The organism is Pseudonocardia sp. P1 (genome assembly GCF_000178675.2).
In the GTDB taxonomy this organism is placed as follows: Bacteria; Actinomycetota; Actinomycetes; order Mycobacteriales; family Pseudonocardiaceae; genus Pseudonocardia.
This window is the reverse complement of record NZ_ADUJ02000001.1, coordinates 4,325,550-4,342,954: the sequence shown is the minus strand read 5'-3', so window position 1 is coordinate 4,342,954 and position 17,405 is coordinate 4,325,550. Positions and strand designations below refer to the sequence as shown.

The following is a 17,405-nucleotide window of genomic DNA, read 5'->3' as shown; positions in this document are numbered from 1 at the left end:
CGTTTGCCCTTTAAGAACCCTTTACCTACCGACAACCGTTCGAGTACCTGGGGTCTGTGGTGTCACGATGGCCCGGAACACCGAGCGGTGCCCGGTCGGCGATCTCGCCGGGACGGCACCGCACACGGCACCACGCTGCACTTCCGGGAGGATTCCATGGCAGCTCCGACGCAGGCCCCCGAGCGACTGCTGACCCCGGGCGAGGTGGCCACGCTCTTCCGCGTCGACCCCAAGACCGTGACCCGCTGGGCGTCCGCCGGACGCATCGGCTCGATCCGGACCCCGGGCGGCCACCGCCGGTTCCGCGAGTCCGAGGTCCGCGGTCTCCTGGCCGACCTGACCAGTGAGGCCAGCCCCGGCCTCCGCTGAGTCACACGACCTCCGGGTGAACGCACGACTTCACCCGTACGTCAGGCCACCTTCGCTACGCTGGACAGCGGAGGTGGCCTGATGTTGTTCCTGATCCTTCTGCTCGGTGCGGCCGTCGTCGCTGTTCTGCTCGTGAGGACCCTCCGGTCCGAGCAGGTGGTCTCCGACCGGCTCCCACGACCCGACTTCCCGTGGTCCGCGGGTCAGAAGTCCGAGCGACCACGCACGACCGGTCCCGACGACGACCCCGACTTCCTGCGTCAGCTGGACGAGAAGGTCCGCAACGAGGAGGACCCGCCCGACCGCGCCTGACCCGGGCGCGCGCCCGGACACCTCCCAGGACCCCCGGGTCCACCCCGACCGTTCTCCACGAAGGGCGGTCCGCCGGCTGCGGCGGGCCGCCCTTCCGTGTGTCCGGGCAGTACAGCTGATATGGAGGCCTTTCCTGTCAAGTGGGCAGGGAGAGTTGGCCTCGATGGCTCGGCATCGTTGCTGGTCAGGGTGGCTATGGGTCCGGCGGGTCCGGGCTGGTGGAGGCATGTCGTCGCGACGCGCGGTCAGGCTGATATGCGCGGGTTGGTTACCGCATGACCGGATATCCGTCGGGAGCTGTCCGCGAGTCTAGGGTCGAGCGTCGCCCCGGGTCCGCGATCGTGGTCGCGGGACCTGAGCTGCTCATAGCTGTGTCGCGGGTCGCTCCTCGCGCTGCCTGCTCCTGCCCGGACCCCGCCGGGGTCTGTGGTGCCGCGCCGGGGTTAGCCCGGCGGAGTCGTTGTGGATTCTGGGGTGCGTTCGTCGAGCACGGCGAGACTCCAGCACCAGCCGGCCAGCTCGCGGGCGACCGCGACCGCCGAGATCGTGGGCCGCTTCTTGCGCCGGTCGAGCCTGGTCCATCGCTGGTGCAGTCTGCGGTTTCCGGCCTCGGCCCGGTCTCGGACCATGGCGGGTTGGCCGTCGGCCCGCCGTGCACGCTCCCGACTGGTCCGTAGTGGACGGCGGTGGTGCCAGGCCGCCTCGACCAGCAGCCGACGCGCGTGGGTGTTCCCGGTCTTGGTGATCTGGCCCTGCACCCGTCGGGCCCCGGAGGAGGCCTCGGAGGGGACCAGACCGAGGTAGGAGCCGATCGTGGCGCCGGTGAACCGGTGCCAGTCGGCGACTTCCACACACAGCCCGACTGCGGTCAGGGTGGAGACCCCACGCAGACAGCGCAGCCGCCCCACCGGCCCGGCCAAGGCAGCGGTCTCGGCCATCTCCACGATCGCGGCGTCGAGACGATCCCGCCGTGCCCCGACGGTGAACACCGCGTCCAAGGCCTCGTCGAAAGCAAGCTGCACGCCGCGGCGGTCGAAGCGCAGCCCACGGAGCCACTGCTCGTGCGCCCCGGTCCAGGCCGTGGCGTCCCAGACCAGTCCCTGGCGCAGCAGCAACTTCGAGAGCCGGTGCCGGGCCCGCATCAGATCGGTGCGGACATCCTCGCGGGCCCGAACCAGATCCCGAGCAGCCTCCTCGGCTTCGGTCGGGACCCGCACCGCGGGCAGCTCCCCGATCCGCAACAGCCGCGCCAGCCGCTCCGCGTCACGGCGGTCGGTCTTGACCTTGTCACCGGCCGGGCGTTCCAGCTTCGACGGCGCCACCACCTCACAGGCGATCCCGGCCGCGGCCAGAGCCCTGGCCAGGCCGAACCCGGTCGGACCGGCCTCATAGCAGGCCATCACCGGCCCCGGATGGTTCCGGACCCACTCCACGATCTGCTCGGTCCGCGGCCCGACCCGCCGAGTCGAGATCTCCCCGCTGGCCTCGTCGATGGCTGAGCCGACCACCGAACGAGCGTGAACGTCGAGCCCGACCCACGTACCCTCTCCAGACACCGGCGCCTCCCGTAATTGCGGCACCGCCACCCGCTGACGGTGACCCGCGCCAACTTACGAGCGAGGCGCCGGCCTTTCATACGGTCTAGACCGGGAACCCGTCGGCGACGGCCGCCGCGAGTTCCAGCAGCGCCGTCCGGGTGGGCTCCTCCAGGCTGTCGAGATCGATCTCGGCACCCTCCTCCAGGTGCGGGTCGAACGGCACCCGCACCACCGCCCGGCACCGCCCGGCGAAGTGCTCCGCGACCCGGTCCAGGTCGACCCCGCCCCCGGCCCGCCGGTAGACCGTGTTGATCACGACGACGGCGTTGCGGACCAGCGGGCCGTAGCCGTGCGCGTCCAGCCAGTCCAGCGTCGCCGAGGCGCTGCGGGCGCCGTCGATGGAGCCCGACGACACGATGACCAGCTGGTCGGCCATCCCCAGCACCCCGTACATCGCGGAGTGCATGAGCCCGGTACCGCAGTCGGTCAGCACCAGGTTGTAGAAGTGTTCGAGGAGGTCGACCGCGCGCCGGTAGTCGTCCTCGCTGAACGCCTCCGACACCGCCGGGTCCTGCTCGCTGGCCAGCACCTCGAGCCGGGACACGCCCTGCGAGGTGTAGGCGCGCACGTCGCTGTAGCGGCGCACCTTGTCCGAGTCGCGCAGCAGGTGCCGGACGGTCGCCGTCGTCTCCAGCGGGATCTTCTGGCTGAGCGTGCCGCGGTCCGGGTTCGCGTCGACCGCGACGACCCGGTCGCCCCGGTGCGAGGCGAAGGTCGCGCCCAGGGTGGCGGTCACCGTCGTCTTCCCGACGCCGCCCTTCAGGCTCAGCATCGCGATCTTGTGCGAGCTGATCAGGGGGCGGTTCAGCCGGGAGACCAGCTCGCGGCGGTGGATCTCGGCGGGGCTCTCGCCCGGGTTCACGAGCCCGCGGGTCAGCACGTAGACCAGCCGGCGCCAGCCGCTCGCCGGAGCGCGGCGGGCCCCGTGGGCGCCCCGGGACGGGGCCAGGTCCAGGCCGCCGTGCGGCTCGCTGCCGCGACGGTGCTGGGCGGCGCGGGCCTCCACGGCCTCCGGCGGCGTCCAGCGCGGGCGCCGGGGCTCCTCCCGGGAGCCGCGGTCGGTGGCGTCGCGCTCGGCAGCGTCGCGGTCCCAGGACGCGCGCCAGGGTCGCTCCACCGCAGGCCGGGCCACGCTGTCGGAGCGGGCGGGGTCCTCGCCACGGGGCCGCTCCCCGGGCCGCGCCGCGGGTCCGTCACCCGCGCGGGACGGACGACGATCCGGTTCCGCCGCGGCTGCCGGTACCTGTTCCGCGGCCGGAGCGGACCCGCGGGCCGGTTCCCGGGACGGGGCACCGGCCACCGGGTCGGTGTCCCGGGGCGGCGCAGCCTCCTGGCGCGGCGCGGGCGCCTCGTCGGTCGCCGGGTCCGGGGCCCGCGTCCCGGCGGGGGCCTGCCCCGTGACCGGGTCCGCGGCACCGGGCTCGGCGGCCTCGTCGCGGGCGGCCGGTGCGTCCGGGCGACGCCAGATCACCTCGTCGTCCGAGTCGTCGCGGGCGGCGGGCGCGGGCACCGTCCACCACGGTTCCGGATCGCCACCGCCCGTCCGGTAGAGCCCGGTGTCGTCGGGCCCGTGGTCGGTCTCCGACGCCGCGGCCGGGTCGGCGGCGCGGTGCCTGCCGTCGTCGTGCCGGTCCCCACCGGCCGCGTCGTCGCCGGAGCCGTCCGCCTCCCCGGGGCCTGGCGAGGTGCCGGGCGCAGGGTCCTCGGCGACGTCGGGCGACGCGCGGTGCAGGGCGGACAGGTCCAGGCCGTGCGGCGGGGTGGAGGGGTCGATCTCGTCGACCAGGTCGTCGTCGACGTCGGGCAGCTCGCTGCCCCACGCCGACCCGGACGGTGGCGTCCGGGTGCCCACACCGGCCCGCCCCGGCGCCGGGGCGGACGCGGCCCGCTCGGCCGCCGACGGCGGGCGCTGCTCGGCCGCGCCGGAGGAGCGCGCCGGACCCGCGTCCGGCTGCGCTGCGTCATCGCCGCCCGTGCGGCGACGCCGTCCGAAGGACCGTCCGGCGTTGTCCGCCGCACCCCAGCGCTCCCGCACGTAGCGGCCCACCGACCCGTCGGGCTGCTCGCCGGAACCGTTCTCACTCACGGGTCACGACGTTAGCCCGGTCGAACCCGGGTGGTCGAGACGTCAGAAGCCCGCGTACGAGTGGAGCCCGGAGACCACCATGTTGATGAAGAAGAGATTGAACACGATCGTGGCGAAGCCCAGGACGTTGATCCAGGCCGCCCGGGAGGACCGCCACCCGGACGTGGCCCGCGCGTGCAGGTACGCCGCGTACAGGACCCAGGCCACGAACGCGACGGTCTCCTTCGGGTCCCAGCCCCAGAACCGGTTCCACGCGGCCTCGGCCCACACGGCGCCGGTGATGATCCCGAACGTGTACAGCGGGAACGCCAGCACGGTGACCCGGTAGGCCAGCCGGTCGAGCGCCTCCGCCGACGGCAGCTTGCCCGCCAGCCCCGACGGCTTCCCGCTGCGCTTCATGAGGAACAGCAGGCTCGACACCCCGGGGATGAGCAGCAGTCCGGACGCCAGCGTGATCGTCGTGACGTGGATGATGATCCAGTACGACTGCAGCGCGGGCAGCACGGGCGCCGCCTCGAGGTAGAGCACCGTGCCGGTGACGAACATCAGCAGCACGACCGGCGTGAGCACGAACACACCCGCCGGCCGCAGGGCCGGGTGCCTCCGGAGGAGCACCAGCCACGCGACGACCGCCATGAAGCACAGGGCCGAGGTGAACTCGTACATGTTGCCGAGCGGCCAGCGGTAGGCGGCGAACCCGCGCAGCACGATCGACCCGATGTGGGTGAGCGCCGCCAGGACCATGAGCGAGACGCCGATCCGGCCGTACCGGTCCGACCGGGGACGGCCCGGCGCCGCACCGGCGTCGTCGGGGGCCTCCGCCACCGCGACGGCCGTGTCGCCGTCGCCCGCACCCCCGACCGTGGCCGGTTCCTTGCTGGTCGCCTTCGCCACCCGGGCGGCGGCGTACTCCAGCGTGGTGAACACCAGTGCGAGCAGGAGCACGACGAGCGTGGCCTGGAACAGGTGGTCGCTCCACTCCGACAACACGGGATCGACGAGCATCTGACCTCAACCGTCCTTCTTCGTCGTCTTCTCGAGCAGTTCCCCCGCGAGCCGGTCGAACTCCTCGCCGTACCCGGCCCGGTCCGTGCGGGCCAGGCCGCCGGTCTCGATCCGGCTCCCGCCGTCGCGGGGCACGACCCGCACCCAGAACCGGCGGCGCTTGATCGTCAGTGACAGGGTCAGCCCGCCCAGCATCACGATCGCCGACACGAGCACCCAGGACTGCGTCGGGTCGTGGCCGACCAGCAGGTTCACCCAGGGCGTCACCCCGTCGAACCGGACGACCGTCCCGTCGGGCAGCCGTACCGTGTCACCGATGCCCAGCCGGGCCTGGGCGACCGACCGCAGCTCGCCGTCGTCGATCTTCTGCTGGTCGACGCTGAAGATCGACTGGCCGCGGCCGTCGTCGATGCCCAGGTCGCCGAGCATGACGTCCACGTCCGCCGTCGGCGCCCGCAGGTCCGGGTGCACCGAGGCGAGGTTCCCCTCCTGGTCGACCGCGCCGGTCGGGGCGAACGTGCCGGTCACCGCGAGCTGCGTGGTGCGCCGCACGTCCGGGTCGGTGACACCGGGTCGCTCGAACTTGGTCGCGCCCTCCGACAGCTGGGTGCCGCCCTGGTCCACCGGCCGCCACTGGATGTCGCCGGTGCGGCTCTGGCCGTCCGGCCAGGTGACGGTGAACTCCGGCGCGTACCCGTAGCCGGTCATGTAGACGCGGTCGCCGTCGGTGCGCAGCGGGTGGTTCACGGCGAGCTCGTAGGGGCGCCAGGTCGTGACGCCGTTCTCGAGGTCCTCGCCGGTCTGGTAGCCGATCTGCGACGCGAACGACGACGCCTGGCCGTTGGGGAGCCAGCTCCCGTCGAACCGGTCGACCTTGACGCAGAACTCGTTGAGCTCGGTGCCGTCGATGCGCAGGCCGGCGTTGAACGTGTCGTAGCCGAGGATCGAGCTGTTGCAGAACTCGCTGCCGTCGGCGCGGACGATGACGTCGCCGTCGTAGCCGTAGAGCTTGCCGCCCGCCATGCCGACCAGGATCCCGATCAGGCTGAGGTGGAAGATCAGGTTGCCGGTCTCGCGCAGGTACCCGCGCTCGGCGGAGATCGTCCGGGACCCGTCGTCCTCGACGCGCTCGGTCCGCCGCCAGCCGCGCAGCAGCGTCCGGGCCCGGGTGAGCACCGCGTCCGGGTCCTCGGCGCTGTCGCCCCCGGTGTGGTGCGGCAGCCGGGACAGGTTCCGCGGGGTCCGCACGGGGGGCTGGCGCATGCCGCGCCAGAACTCCAGCGAGCGGGGCAGCACGCAGCCGACCAGGGAGATCATCAGCAGCAGGTAGATGGCCGCGAACCACGGGGTCGCGAACACCTCGAAGCCGCCGACGGCCTCGACGACCGGGGCCACGAGCGGGTTGTCGGCGTAGAAGTCGTCTACCAGCGACGCGTTCAGCGAGCGCTGCGGAAGCAGCGCACCGGGGAGCGCGGCCAGCGCCAGCAGGAACAGCAGCACCAGGGCGGTGCGCATGCTGGTCAGGCCACGCCAGGTGTTGCGCAGGAACGCCCACACCGTGGACAGCGGTCCCGGCCGGTGCGACGGTGGCTCGCCGTCCGGTGACGTCACGGGCGGCTGCGGCGGGGCGGTCGGCGGGGAGCTCATCTAGATGGGCGGGGTGAACCCGGCGATCGAGACCTGCAGGGCGACCAGCCACCGGGCCCAGAGCCCGGAGACCAGCAGGGCACCGACGACGACCAGCAGCGCCCCGCCGGCGACCTGGATCGCCCGGGTGTGCCTGCGCAGCCAGCCCAGCGCACCGACCGCGCGGGTGGCGCCGAGCGCGATCAGCACGAACGGGATGCCCAGCCCCGCGCAGTAGGCGAGGATCAGGACGACGCCGCGCAGCGATCCGCCACCGGTGCCCGCGGCGACGGCGACGACACCGGCCAGCGTCGGGCCGATGCAGGGCACCCAGCCCAGCCCGAACACGGCGCCCAGCAGCGGGGCGCCGGCCAGCCCGGCGCGGGGGGTCCAGTGCGCGCGGTACTCGCGCTGGAGGGCGGGGATGAGCCCGGCGAACGCCAGCCCCATCACGATCATCACGACGCCGCCGATCCGCTGGAGCACGGCCTCGTTGTCGATCAGCACGTCGGACAGCCAGACGGCACCGACCATGATCGCGCCGAAGACGACGGTGAACCCGCCGACGAACAGCAGCGCGGCGCCGGCGACCCGCCAGCGGCCGTCGGCGGTGCGTCGCCCGGCGACGACGGTGCCGCCCGGCCCGGCGGACCCCGGCCCGGCGGACCGGGCGGCGGCGCGCTCGGCGGCCTCGGCCGGCGTCACCGGCGGGGACTGCGCGCCGACGAGCCCGGCCAGGTATGCGAGGTAGCCGGGGACCAGCGGGACGACGCACGGCGAGGCGAAGCTGACCAGCCCGGCGGCGACCGAGACCAGCGCTGCGAGCAGCAGCGGTCCCGAGATCGCCAGTGTGGTGGTCGCGTCCATCGAATCCCAGGGTAGAAGGGCGACACGCCGCAACGTTCAGCGGGTTCTACAACGTGTAGTGCGACCGTGTGGTCGCCGTGGGTCACCCGGTCGCGGCCGGTGCCGGTTCCGCGGCCAGCTTCGTGATCAGCGGCAACAGGTCCGAGCTGCCCACCGGCACCAGGAACACCGCCGCGACCCGGGCCTGGCGGTCCAGCACGATCGTCGACGGGACGACGTTGCGCGGGTACCCGTCGAGCCGGGCGAGGGTGCGGCCGGACTCGTCGAAGATCGAGTCGTAGGTGAGCCCGCGGTCGTTGGCGAAGTCCTGCGCCGCCTGCCGGTCGTCGCGGACGTCGATGCCGAGCACGACGGCGTCGTCGCGGGCGGTGTCCTGCACCGCCTGCAGCTCCGGTGCCTCGGTACGGCACGGGCCGCACCACGAACCCCAGATGTTGATCACGCGGACCATGCCGGGGTGGTCGCCGATCCCGACCTCCGTCCCGGGCCTCAGCAGGCTCTCGCCCCGCAGGTCGGTGATCGGGCTGCGGCTCTCCGGCGGGTCGTAGGTGATCCGGGTCTGGCCGCCCGGGGCGACGAACCGGAACTCCTGCGGCCCGGAGCCGACGGCGTCGCGGCCGACACCGCAGCCCCCCACCAGCAGCAGCGCGGCGAGCAGCGGGAGCAGGACGCGCCTCATGCGCCGGTCACCATCGCGCCGCTGGGCCCGGCCGGCTCGGCGTAGCGGAGCCCGGTCATCCGCGCCCCGGTGAACTCGACGCTGGTCAGGGACGCGAGCGCGCACTGCCTGCGGCGCGGGTCGTGCCAGAGCCGCTGCCCGAGCAGGTAGCGGCGCACCGTCCAGATCGGCAGCTGGTGCGAGACACAGACGATCTCCCGGCCGGGTGCCAGCTCCCGCGCGGCGTGCAGCGCGCCCAGCATCCGGTGCGCGATGTCGAGGTACGGCTCGCCCCAGGACGGTGTGAACGGGTCACGCAGCAGCCGCCAGGCGTGCGGGCGCCGCAGCGCGCCGTCGCCGACGGCGAAGCGCTTGCCCTCGAAGAGGTTCCCGGACTCGATCAGCCCGTCGTCGGTGCCGATCTCGACACCGTGCGCGTCCGCGATCGGGCCCGCCGTCTGCTGCGCGCGCAGCAGCGGCGAGGCGACGACCGCCGCGACGTCGTTGTCACCGAGGTGCAGGGCGACCGTCTTGGCCTGCGCCTCGCCGTGGTCGGAGAGGCGGAAGCCCGGTCGGCGGCCGTAGAGCACCTTCTCCGGGTTGCGCACCTCGCCGTGCCGCAGCAGGTGCACGACGGTCACCGGGCCGCTCGGGGCGGGGCTGGTCCGGTCGCCCACGCTCAGGCCCCGTCCGGACGGGTGGCGGACGCGGCGGCCTTCGCGGCGGCGTCGACACCGGTCTCGATCTGCTCGAACGCGGCGTCGTCGAGGGCGGTGGAGACGAACCACCCCTCGAACGCCGACGGCGGCGAGTAGACCCCGTGGTCGAGCAGGGCGTGGAAGAACGCCGGGTGCCGCCAGGTCTCGGCGGCCTTCGCATCGGCATAGCCCGTGACCGGGGTGTCGGTGAAGAACGGGGAGAACATGGTGCCCGCGTACTGCACGGTGTGCGGGACGCCCTCACGGGTCAGCGCGTCGGTGACCATCCGGCCGATCCGGTCGGCGTTCGCCGCCAGGGTCGCGTAGGCGGCGTCGTCGGCGTTGCGGAGCGTGGTGAGCCCCGCGGCGACGGCGACCGGGTTCCCGGCGAGGGTGCCCGCCTGGTAGACCGGCCCGGCCGGGGCCAGGAACGACATGTGCTCGACGGAGCCGCCGAACGCGGCCGCCGGGAGCCCGCCGGACATGACCTTGCCGAAGGTGTAGAGGTCGCCGGCGACGCCGTCGCAGCCGAACCAGCCCTGCTTCGACGCACGGAAGCCGGTCATCACCTCGTCGACCACCAGCAGCGCGCCGTTCGCGTGGCACAGGTCCCGCAGGGCGGCGTTGAAGCCCTCGACCGGCGGGACGACGCCCATGTTCCCGGCCGCCGCCTCGGTGATCACGCAGGCGATGTCCGCACCGCGCTCGGCGAACACCGCACGGACGGCGTCGACGTCGTTGTAGGGCAGGACGACCGTGTCGGCCGCCTGCGCCCCGGTGACGCCCGGGCTGGTCGGCAGGCCGAGCGTCGCCACCCCGGACCCGGCGTCGGCGAGCAGGGCGTCGACGTGGCCGTGGTAGCAGCCGGAGAACTTGACGACCACGCTGCGGCCGGTGATCCCGCGGGCGAGCCGGATCGCGCTCATCGTCGCCTCGGTACCCGAGTTGACCAGCCGGACCTGCTCGACCGGGGTCCGGTCGACGATCTCGGCGGCCAGGTCGATCTCCCCCGGCGTCGGCGTGCCGAACGACAGGCCCTGCGACGCCGCGGACCGCACCGCCTCGACGACAGCCGGGTGCGCGTGCCCGAGGATCATCGGCCCCCAGGACGACACCAGGTCGACGTAGCGGCCGCCGTCGGCGTCGGTCATCCGGCAGCCGTCGGCGGCGACCATGAACCGCGGGGTCCCTCCGACCGAGTTGAACGCACGGACCGGGGAGTTCACCCCGCCCGGGATCAGCTCGGTCGCCCGCTCGAACAGGCGGGCCGACTCCTTCGGTTCCGGGTTCTGCGGAGTGCTCACGCCGCCAGTCTCCCAGCCGTCAGGCAGGCCGCTGTGCGGCCCCGACCCTGCGCGACGCATACCACTCCTTGGCCGGAGCGCTGTAGAGCAACGTGATGCCGCCGGCGGCAACCGCAAGGACGAGAACCGCGAAGAGGAGCGCTTCTCGTCCAGCCAGCATGAGGAAGAGGAACAGAACCAGCCCGAAGACTCCGGTGACGATGGCGGCCGACAGCCGCGCCCCTGCACTCCCGCGGAAGGCCGCCACGCCGAGACCGATGTACGCCAGCCCGAGGACCAGCACCACTGCGCCGAATACCCGCATCGCCACGCCGACCGCGTCGAGGAACTCGGTCGCAGTCATACCGGCCTGAGCCAGCATCGTCTCGAACTCCGGCCGGGGCATACCGGCCTGAGCCAGAAGATCGTCATTCAGCACGGTCCCGTCCAGCGGGACGAGAAGCGCGGCGATCCCGAAGAACACGAACGGCAGCGCCGACGCGATGAGCAGGATCAAGGCCGACACGACCTGCCGCGGCCGGGTGACCTCCCTGCGGCCCGACGGTGTCAGGCCGGCCGGTTGCGCGCCCGCGGTGTTCCACTGCGGGGCCTGGCCGGCCTGGTCCGGGGCCTGCTGCGGGTACGGCGCGGGCTGCATACCCGGGGTCCAGCCCTGCGGGTACGGGTTCTGCGGGTACTGCGGGTAGGCCCCCGACGACGGGCCCGGCCGGTAGTACTGCGGTGGGCCCTGCTGTCCGGGGTCGTTGCTCACGCCCACCACGGTAGCCGGACAGGTGTCCGGTTTGCCACGTTCGGCGGTACCGCGGACGGGTTCGCCTCAGCTCGCGGCCCGTGGCCTCCGCCCGGCGGACCGGGCCACTCCTTCCGGAGAATCGCTTCCCCAGGCAGCGATCTCGCAGAACCCACCCGTCCCGCATACCCCGGCATCGGTGCGCGGACGCGGTCGCCCCACGCGGAGCAGACCGGGAGCGGCCCGGCGCAGAGGCTCAGTCCAGCCAGCCCGCGGCCTCGGTGGCCCAGTAGGTGAGGACGACGTCGGCGCCCGCCCGGCGGATCGACGTGAGGGTCTCCAGGATCGTCCGGTCGCGGTCCAGCCAGCCCTTCTCGACGGCAGCCTCGATCATCGCGTACTCGCCGGAGATCTGGTACGCCGCGACGGGGACGTCGGCGACGTCGGCGACGCGGGAGAGCACGTCGAGATAGGCCAGCGCGGGCTTCACCATGACCATGTCGGCGCCCTCGTCGAGGTCGAGGGCGAGCTCGCGCAGCGCCTCGCGGGCGTTGCCGCCGTCCTGCTGGTAGGTCTTGCGGTCGCCCTTGAGCTGCGAGTTCACCGCCTCGCGGAACGGCCCGTAGAACGCCGAGGCGTACTTCACCGTGTAGGCCAGGATGCCGGTGTCGGTGAACCCGGCCTCGTCGAGCGCCTCCCGGATGACGCCGACCTGGCCGTCCATCATCCCGCTCGGCCCGACCAGGTGGGCGCCGGCGCGGGCCTGCTCGACGCCCATCCGCGCGTAGACGTCGAGGGTGGCGTCGTTGTCGACCCCGCCCTCGGCGTCGAGCACGCCGCAGTGGCCGTGGTCGGTGAACTCGTCGAGGCACAGGTCGGCCATGACGACGAGATCGTCGCCGACCTCGGCCCGCACGTCGCGCAGCGCGACGTTGAGGACCCCGTCGGGGTCGACGGCGCCGGAGCCGGTCGCGTCGTGCACCGCGGGGACGCCGAACAGCATCACCCCGCCGACGCCGGCCGACGCCGCCTCCGCGACCGCCTTGCGCAGGGTGTCGCGGGTGTGCTGGACGACGCCGGGCATCGACGAGATCGGCACCGGTTCGGTCGCGCCCTCACGGACGAACATCGGCAGCACCAGCTGCCGGGGACGGACCTCGGTCTCGGAGACCAGCCGCCGCATCGCGGGGGTGGTCCGCAACCGACGGGGGCGCTGCGCCGGGAAACCCATGCGCTCCAGGTTACGACCGTCCCGAACACACGTCGGCCCCGCGTCCCCCGGCGGGCGGGGTACACGGGGCCGGACGGGCGCGCCGCTCAGCGGCCGACTCGATGCGCCGCTCAGCGGCGGCGGGCCTTGACCTTCTTCGGCGGCGGGAGGTTCCCCTCGGCGCGCAGCTTCGCGGTGTGCGAGGCCAGCGCGTCGACCAGGGTCGGGACCCGGGACTCCTCGGGCTGCACGTCCACCCGCAGGCCGAACTCGCGCGCGGTCTCCGCGGTCGCCGGGCCGATGCAGGCGACCAGGGTGCGGGCGTGCGGCTTGCCGGCGATGCCGACCAGGTTCCGCACCGTCGACGACGAGGTGAAGCAGACCGCGTCGAACCCGCCGGTCTTGATCGCCTCACGGATCGGCGCGGGCGGCGGGGCGGCGCGGACGGTCCGGTAGGCCGTCACGTCGTCGACCTCCCAGCCGCGCTCCTGCAGCCCGGCGGACAGCGTCTCGGTGGCGATGTCGGCGCGCGGCAGGAGGACGCGGTCGACCGGGTCCAGGACGTCGTCGTGCGGCGGGAAGATGTCCAGCAGGCCCTCCGAGGTGGAGGACTGCGCCTCGTCGATGTCCGGGACCAGCTCGGGCTCGATGCCGAACTCGCGGACCTTCTCCGCGGTCGACCGGCCCACGCAGGCGATCTTCACGCCGGAGAACGCGCGGGCGTCGAGACCGAACTCGTGGAACTTCTCCCAGACGGCCTTCACCGCGTTGGTCGAGGTGAAGACGACCCACTGGTAGCGGCCGTCGACGAGGCCCTTGACCGAGCGCTCCATCTGCGCGGGCGACCGGGGCGGCTCGACGGCGATCGTCGGCACCTCCTCCGGGATGGCGCCGTGCATGCGCAGCCGCTCGCTCATCACGCCGGCCTGGTCCTTGGTCCGCGGGACCAGCACCCGCCAGCCGTACAGCGCGCGGGACTCCCACCAGGAGAGCTCGCCACGGCGGCCTGCGGCGTCGCCCACGGCCAGGACCAGCGGGCCCTCGAGGTCGCCGCCGTCGGAGGCGAGCTTGCCGACCGACGACGAGACGGTCCGCTGGGTGGAGGTGGTGCCGCCCGAGGTGACCGCGACGGGGGTCTCGCCGGGCACACCCTGGGCGGAGAGCCCGGCCGCGACGTCGCCGAGGAGCGCACCGGTGGCGTGCAGCACGACCGGCCCGGGCGACGCGGCCAGCGCCGCCCAGTCGACGCCCGCGCGGACGTCGGCCTCGACGTGCGCCGAGCCCAGGGCGACACCGGCGTAGGCCGGGACCGCCGTGGACGCGGGCACGCCCGGCACGACGTCGAACGCCGTGCCCGAGGCGGAGACGGCCATCGCCTCGGCGACGACCGCGTCGTTGGTCAGCGGGTCGCCGGAGACCAGCCGGGCCACCGACCGGCCCTGGCCGGCCTCGCCGAGCAGGTCGCTCGCGATGTCGGCGGGCTGGCCGACGGCGGGCCGCACCTCGGCCCCGTCGGCGGCGAGGGCGAGGATCGACTCCGGCACGTCCGGGTCGGTGATCACCAGCGGTGAGCCGGCGAGCACGTCCCGGGCGCGGACGGTGAGCAGTGCCGGGTCACCCGGTCCGCTGCCCACGAAGGCGATCCGCCCCGGGGTGTTGGCAGGTCCTGTCATCGTTTTAAGAACTCCCGATCCAGCGGTTCACGGAGCCGAGGCCCGCGGGGCGCAGGTCCTCTCCTCCCAGGTCGAGCAGCTCGTGTGCCAGCGTGGCTCCGAGCTTCTCGGCGGCGTCCATCTCTCCGGTGACGGAGGCGCGCAGCACGTCGCCCTCCGTGATGTCCCCGACCCCTGTCACCGCACGCAGCGACAGCCGGTCGACCGCGCGCCCGTCGTCGTCCAGGTCCGAGACGACGTCGGCCAGCGCACCGACCGGGGCGGTGCAGCCGGCCTCGAGGGTGGCCAGGACGGCCCGCTCGGCGGCGACGGCGGCGCGGACGCCCGGGTCGTCGAGCACCGAGCGCAGCACGTCCGCCAGCCCGGTGTCCGTCTCGCGGCACTCGATCGCGAGGGCGCCCTGGGCGGGGGCGGGCAGCATCTGCAGCGGATCGATCAGCTCGTCCGCCTCCTCGATGCGGCCCAGCCGGCGGAGCCCGGCCGCGGCGACGACCACCGCGTCCAGCTCGCCGGAACGGACCTTCCCGATGCGGGTGTCCACGTTGCCGCGGATCGGCACCACCTCGAGCCCCTGGCCGAGCGCGTAGAGCTGCGCGGCACGGCGCGGCGAGCCGGTGCCCACCCGGGCCCCGCGGCCCAGCTCCCCCAGCACGCGGCCACCGGTGACGAGCGCGTCGCGGGGGTCCTCCCGGCCCGGGACCGCGGCGATCCGCAGGTGCTCGGGCTGGGCGGTGGGAAGGTCCTTGAACGAGTGCACGGCGACGTCGATGTCGCCCGCGTCCAGCGCGTCCCGCAACGCCGACACGAACACCCCGACGCCGAGCTGCGTCACCGGCGCCATCGAGCGGTCACCACTGGTGGAGACGGTGACGAGCTCGGACGGGTGCCCGGCGGCGGTCAGCCGGTCGGCGATCGTCGTCGACTGTGCGACCGCCAGCTTCGACGGTCGCGTCCCGATCTTCAGCGTGCTCACGAGATCTGCTCCGGGGGGCGGGACCCGAGCGACGGCTGCCCGTCGACCGGTGCGTTCAGTGCGGCCGTCACGTCGTTGCCGTCGACGGTCGCGTCGGAGCCGCGGACGGGTGCCGCGACCGCGGCCGCGGCCTGCGGGTCGAGCTCGAACAGGGTGCGCAGCGCGGCGGCGTAGCTGTCCCCGTCCGGCCCCTCGGCCAGGCGCTTGACCTGCACCGTCGGGGTGTGCAGGAGCTTGTCGACGACGCGGCGGACGGTGCGGGAGAGCTCCTCGCGCACATCCCCGTCCAGGTCGGGCAGCCGTCCGTCCAGGCGGAGCAGCTCGGCGTCGACGACCTCGGAGGCCCGACGGCGCAGCGCCGTGACGGTCGGGGTCACCTCGGCCGAGCGCTGCCCGGCCAGGTACTGCTGCGCCTCGGCGTCGACCATCTTCTGGGCGGCCGCGACCGAGCCGCCGTCGGTGGCGTCGAGCAGCCGGCGCTGCAGCGTGATCAGGTCGACCACCCGGACACCGGGCAGGTCGGCGACGGCCGGGTCGACGTCGCGGGGCAGGCCCAGGTCGCACACGACCAGCGGGCGCTCGCGACCGGCACCGGACAGTGCCTCGGCGACCGGGCCGGCGTCGACGACGTGGCCGATCGCCCCGGTGCAGGCGAGCATCAGGTCCGCGGTGCGCAGCTCGGCGGCCAGGTCCTCCATCGGCGCGGACCGCGCCGCGGTGCCCTGCTCGAGCACCTTCTCCACCAGGCGCTCGCCGCGCTCGGCGGAACGGTTGAGGACGACGATCTCGCTCGCCCCGGCCCGGCGCAGGTGCGCGGCGGCCAGCGCGCCCATCGCACCGGCGCCGACGATCACGGCGCGGGTGCCGTCGAGACCGGTGCCGCCCAGCTCCCGGTCGGCGTCGCGCAGCGCCTCGGAGACCACCGAGGCGCCCGCCTCGTCGATCCCGGTGCCGGCGTGCACCCGCTTGCCGACCCGCAGTGCCTGCTGCACCAGCTCGTGCAGCACCTTGCCGACCGAGCCCGACTCGTCGGCGGTGGCGTAGGCGCTGCGCAGCTGGCCGAGGATCTGCGACTCGCCGACGACCATCGAGTCCAGGCCGGCGGCCAGCTGGAACAGGTGCTGGACGGCCGAGCCCGCGTAGTGCACGAAGAGGTGGTCGGACAGCTCGCCGATCGGGAAGCCGGCGTAGCCGCCGAGCACGTCGGTGACGTCACCCAGGCCGCCGTGGAACGCGTCCACGACCGCACAGATCTCGATCCGGTTGCACGTCGAGAGGAGGACGGCCTCCTCGACGTGCGTGCGGTCGAGCATCTCCTCGAGCAGCTTGGGCACGTCGCCCGGGGCGACGGCGAGGCGCTCCAGCACCTCGACCGGCGCACTGCGGTGCGACAGGCCGACCACGAGGACGCTCATCGCGGGGACACCACCGATCCGTTCGTCTCGCTCGTCTCCCGGCCGGCGGCCGGGACCGTGGTCTCACCGGCGGTGTGCCGGCGGGCCACGTGGAACGCGAGGACCTGCAGCTCGACCGAGAGGTCGACCTTGCGGACCTCGACGTCGTCCGGCACCTGCAGCAGCACCGGAGCGAAGTTGAGGATGGACTGCACACCGCTCCGTACGAGCAGGTCGCAGACCGCCTGGGCCGCGGGGCCGGGCGTCGCGATCATCCCGATGGTCACGCCGTCGGCGGCGCAGACCTCGGGGATGTCGCGGACGTGCCGCACGCGGATGCCGTTGATGTCGCTGCCGACGAGGTCGTCGTCGACGTCGAACAGGGCGCCGACCGGGAAGCCACGGCCGGCGAACCCGGCGTACCCGGCGAGGGCGTGACCGAGGTTGCCGACCCCGACCAGCGCCACCGACTGCCGGTGGTCCATGCCCAGCTCGCCCTGCAGCCGCGCCTGCAGCGACGCCACGTCGTACCCGACGCCGCGGACGCCGTAGGACCCCAGGTAGGAGAGGTCCTTGCGCAGCTTGGCGGAGTTCACGCCGGACGCACCCGCGAGCTCCTCCGAGGAGACGGTCTCGACGCCGGACTCCCGCAGCTCACCCAGCACACGCAGGTAGACGGCGAGCCGGGAGACGGTCGCCTCGGGTACCGGGCGGACGGGGCGCTCGCCGTCCGGCTGGTCGGCCGGGACGGCCGGGGCACCGGTCTCGGGCGGCAGGGTCACGGGCCTTCCTCCTCCGGCGTCGGTCGCGGGCGGGCGGGGCGCGATGTCGTTCCGGCTCCCGTCCCGCTCGCGGGGGGTTGTCCGCGGACGGTCGGTCATCGAAACTGATCGCACTCCGGG

Annotated in this window: 16 protein-coding genes; 2 read left to right on the top strand and 14 right to left on the bottom strand. The window is 73.8% G+C overall.

The features are described 5' to 3' along the window. Nucleotides 1-156 precede the first annotated feature (156 nt). Both PP1_RS19930 and PP1_RS19925 read left to right on the top strand, forming a co-directional pair. Entirely contained in the window at nt 157-369 is a 213-nt protein-coding gene (locus tag PP1_RS19930; protein WP_010224110.1) for a BldC family transcriptional regulator, read from the top strand. A gap of 81 nt (nt 370-450) precedes the next feature. Further along, nucleotides 451-681 carry a hypothetical protein gene (locus PP1_RS19925; protein WP_010224112.1) on the top strand — a complete coding sequence of 77 codons (231 nt, stop codon included), beginning with the start codon at nt 451-453 and terminating at the stop codon, nt 679-681. A 443-nt stretch (nt 682-1,124) separates the two neighbouring features. On the opposite strand, the gene PP1_RS19920 is transcribed toward PP1_RS19925, so the two are convergent. The 14 genes from PP1_RS19920 to PP1_RS19855 all read right to left on the bottom strand — a co-directional run bounded on the left by PP1_RS19920 (nt 1,125) and on the right by PP1_RS19855 (nt 17,285). Next, nucleotides 1,125-2,237: an IS110 family transposase gene (locus tag PP1_RS19920; RefSeq protein ID WP_083697246.1), complete on the bottom strand. Its 1,113-nt coding sequence runs from the start codon at nt 2,235-2,237 to the stop codon at nt 1,125-1,127. A gap of 85 nt (nt 2,238-2,322) precedes the next feature. Further along, nucleotides 2,323-3,579: a MinD/ParA family ATP-binding protein gene (locus PP1_RS19915; protein WP_075315247.1), complete on the bottom strand. Its 1,257-nt coding sequence runs from the start codon at nt 3,577-3,579 to the stop codon at nt 2,323-2,325. An 828-nt stretch (nt 3,580-4,407) separates the two neighbouring features. Further along, entirely contained in the window at nt 4,408-5,370 is a 963-nt protein-coding gene (ccsB, locus tag PP1_RS19910; RefSeq protein WP_010225656.1) for a c-type cytochrome biogenesis protein CcsB, read from the bottom strand. A gap of 6 nt (nt 5,371-5,376) precedes the next feature. Then, nucleotides 5,377-7,017: a cytochrome c biogenesis protein ResB gene (gene resB / locus PP1_RS19905; protein ID WP_010225654.1), complete on the bottom strand. Its 1,641-nt coding sequence runs from the start codon at nt 7,015-7,017 to the stop codon at nt 5,377-5,379. Next, nucleotides 7,018-7,863, bottom strand: a complete 846-nt coding sequence (locus tag PP1_RS19900; RefSeq protein ID WP_075314739.1) for a cytochrome c biogenesis CcdA family protein — start codon at nt 7,861-7,863, stop codon at nt 7,018-7,020. A gap of 82 nt (nt 7,864-7,945) precedes the next feature. Then, nucleotides 7,946-8,542 carry a TlpA family protein disulfide reductase gene (locus PP1_RS19895; protein WP_010239755.1) on the bottom strand — a complete coding sequence of 199 codons (597 nt, stop codon included), beginning with the start codon at nt 8,540-8,542 and terminating at the stop codon, nt 7,946-7,948. Then, complete coding sequence (locus PP1_RS19890) at nt 8,539-9,162, bottom strand: histidine phosphatase family protein (protein WP_029239854.1); 624 nt, start codon at nt 9,160-9,162, stop codon at nt 8,539-8,541. The genes PP1_RS19895 and PP1_RS19890 overlap by 4 nt, the downstream gene beginning before the upstream one ends. Nucleotides 9,163-9,200: 38 nt before the next feature. After that, nucleotides 9,201-10,523 carry a glutamate-1-semialdehyde 2,1-aminomutase gene (hemL, locus tag PP1_RS19885; protein WP_010239761.1) on the bottom strand — a complete coding sequence of 441 codons (1,323 nt, stop codon included), beginning with the start codon at nt 10,521-10,523 and terminating at the stop codon, nt 9,201-9,203. Between the two features lie 19 nt (nt 10,524-10,542). Further along, nucleotides 10,543-11,274: a hypothetical protein gene (locus PP1_RS19880; protein WP_139323972.1), complete on the bottom strand. Its 732-nt coding sequence runs from the start codon at nt 11,272-11,274 to the stop codon at nt 10,543-10,545. Nucleotides 11,275-11,509: 235 nt separating this feature from the next. Further along, the gene (gene hemB, locus PP1_RS19875) at nt 11,510-12,484 is read right to left on the bottom strand and encodes a porphobilinogen synthase (protein ID WP_075314741.1); all 975 of its coding nucleotides are present in this window, start codon (nt 12,482-12,484) and stop codon (nt 11,510-11,512) included. A 110-nt stretch (nt 12,485-12,594) separates the two neighbouring features. Then, the gene (locus PP1_RS19870; protein ID WP_029239855.1) at nt 12,595-14,136 is read right to left on the bottom strand and encodes a uroporphyrinogen-III synthase; all 1,542 of its coding nucleotides are present in this window, start codon (nt 14,134-14,136) and stop codon (nt 12,595-12,597) included. 4 nt (nt 14,137-14,140) lie between these two features. Continuing rightward, on the bottom strand, nt 14,141-15,109 hold the full coding sequence (gene hemC, locus PP1_RS19865) for a hydroxymethylbilane synthase (RefSeq protein WP_010239770.1): 969 nt from the start codon (nt 15,107-15,109) through the stop codon (nt 14,141-14,143). Further along, a complete protein-coding gene (locus PP1_RS19860) occupies nt 15,106-16,524 on the bottom strand; it encodes a glutamyl-tRNA reductase (RefSeq protein WP_010239771.1) in 1,419 nt (472 codons plus the stop codon). Before PP1_RS19860 ends, hemC begins: the two co-directional genes overlap by 4 nt. After that, nucleotides 16,521-17,285 (bottom strand): redox-sensing transcriptional repressor Rex, encoded by a 765-nt coding sequence (locus PP1_RS19855; RefSeq protein WP_010239773.1) that lies wholly within the window; start codon nt 17,283-17,285, stop codon nt 16,521-16,523. Before PP1_RS19855 ends, PP1_RS19860 begins: the two co-directional genes overlap by 4 nt. Between the last annotated feature and the right edge of the window lie 120 nt (nt 17,286-17,405).

Coding starts and splice junctions, on each gene's coding strand:
- PP1_RS19900 (WP_075314739.1), bottom strand. CDS start 7,863: ATGGACGCGACCACCACACTGGCGATCTCGGGACCGCTGCTGCTCGCA.
- hemB (WP_075314741.1), bottom strand. CDS start 12,484: ATGGGTTTCCCGGCGCAGCGCCCCCGTCGGTTGCGGACCACCCCCGCG.
- PP1_RS19930 (WP_010224110.1), top strand. CDS start 157: ATGGCAGCTCCGACGCAGGCCCCCGAGCGACTGCTGACCCCGGGCGAG.
- PP1_RS19870 (WP_029239855.1), bottom strand. CDS start 14,136: ATGACAGGACCTGCCAACACCCCGGGGCGGATCGCCTTCGTGGGCAGC.
- ccsB (WP_010225656.1), bottom strand. CDS start 5,370: ATGCTCGTCGATCCCGTGTTGTCGGAGTGGAGCGACCACCTGTTCCAG.
- PP1_RS19895 (WP_010239755.1), bottom strand. CDS start 8,542: ATGAGGCGCGTCCTGCTCCCGCTGCTCGCCGCGCTGCTGCTGGTGGGG.
- PP1_RS19860 (WP_010239771.1), bottom strand. CDS start 16,524: ATGAGCGTCCTCGTGGTCGGCCTGTCGCACCGCAGTGCGCCGGTCGAG.
- PP1_RS19925 (WP_010224112.1), top strand. CDS start 451: ATGTTGTTCCTGATCCTTCTGCTCGGTGCGGCCGTCGTCGCTGTTCTG.
- resB (WP_010225654.1), bottom strand. CDS start 7,017: ATGAGCTCCCCGCCGACCGCCCCGCCGCAGCCGCCCGTGACGTCACCG.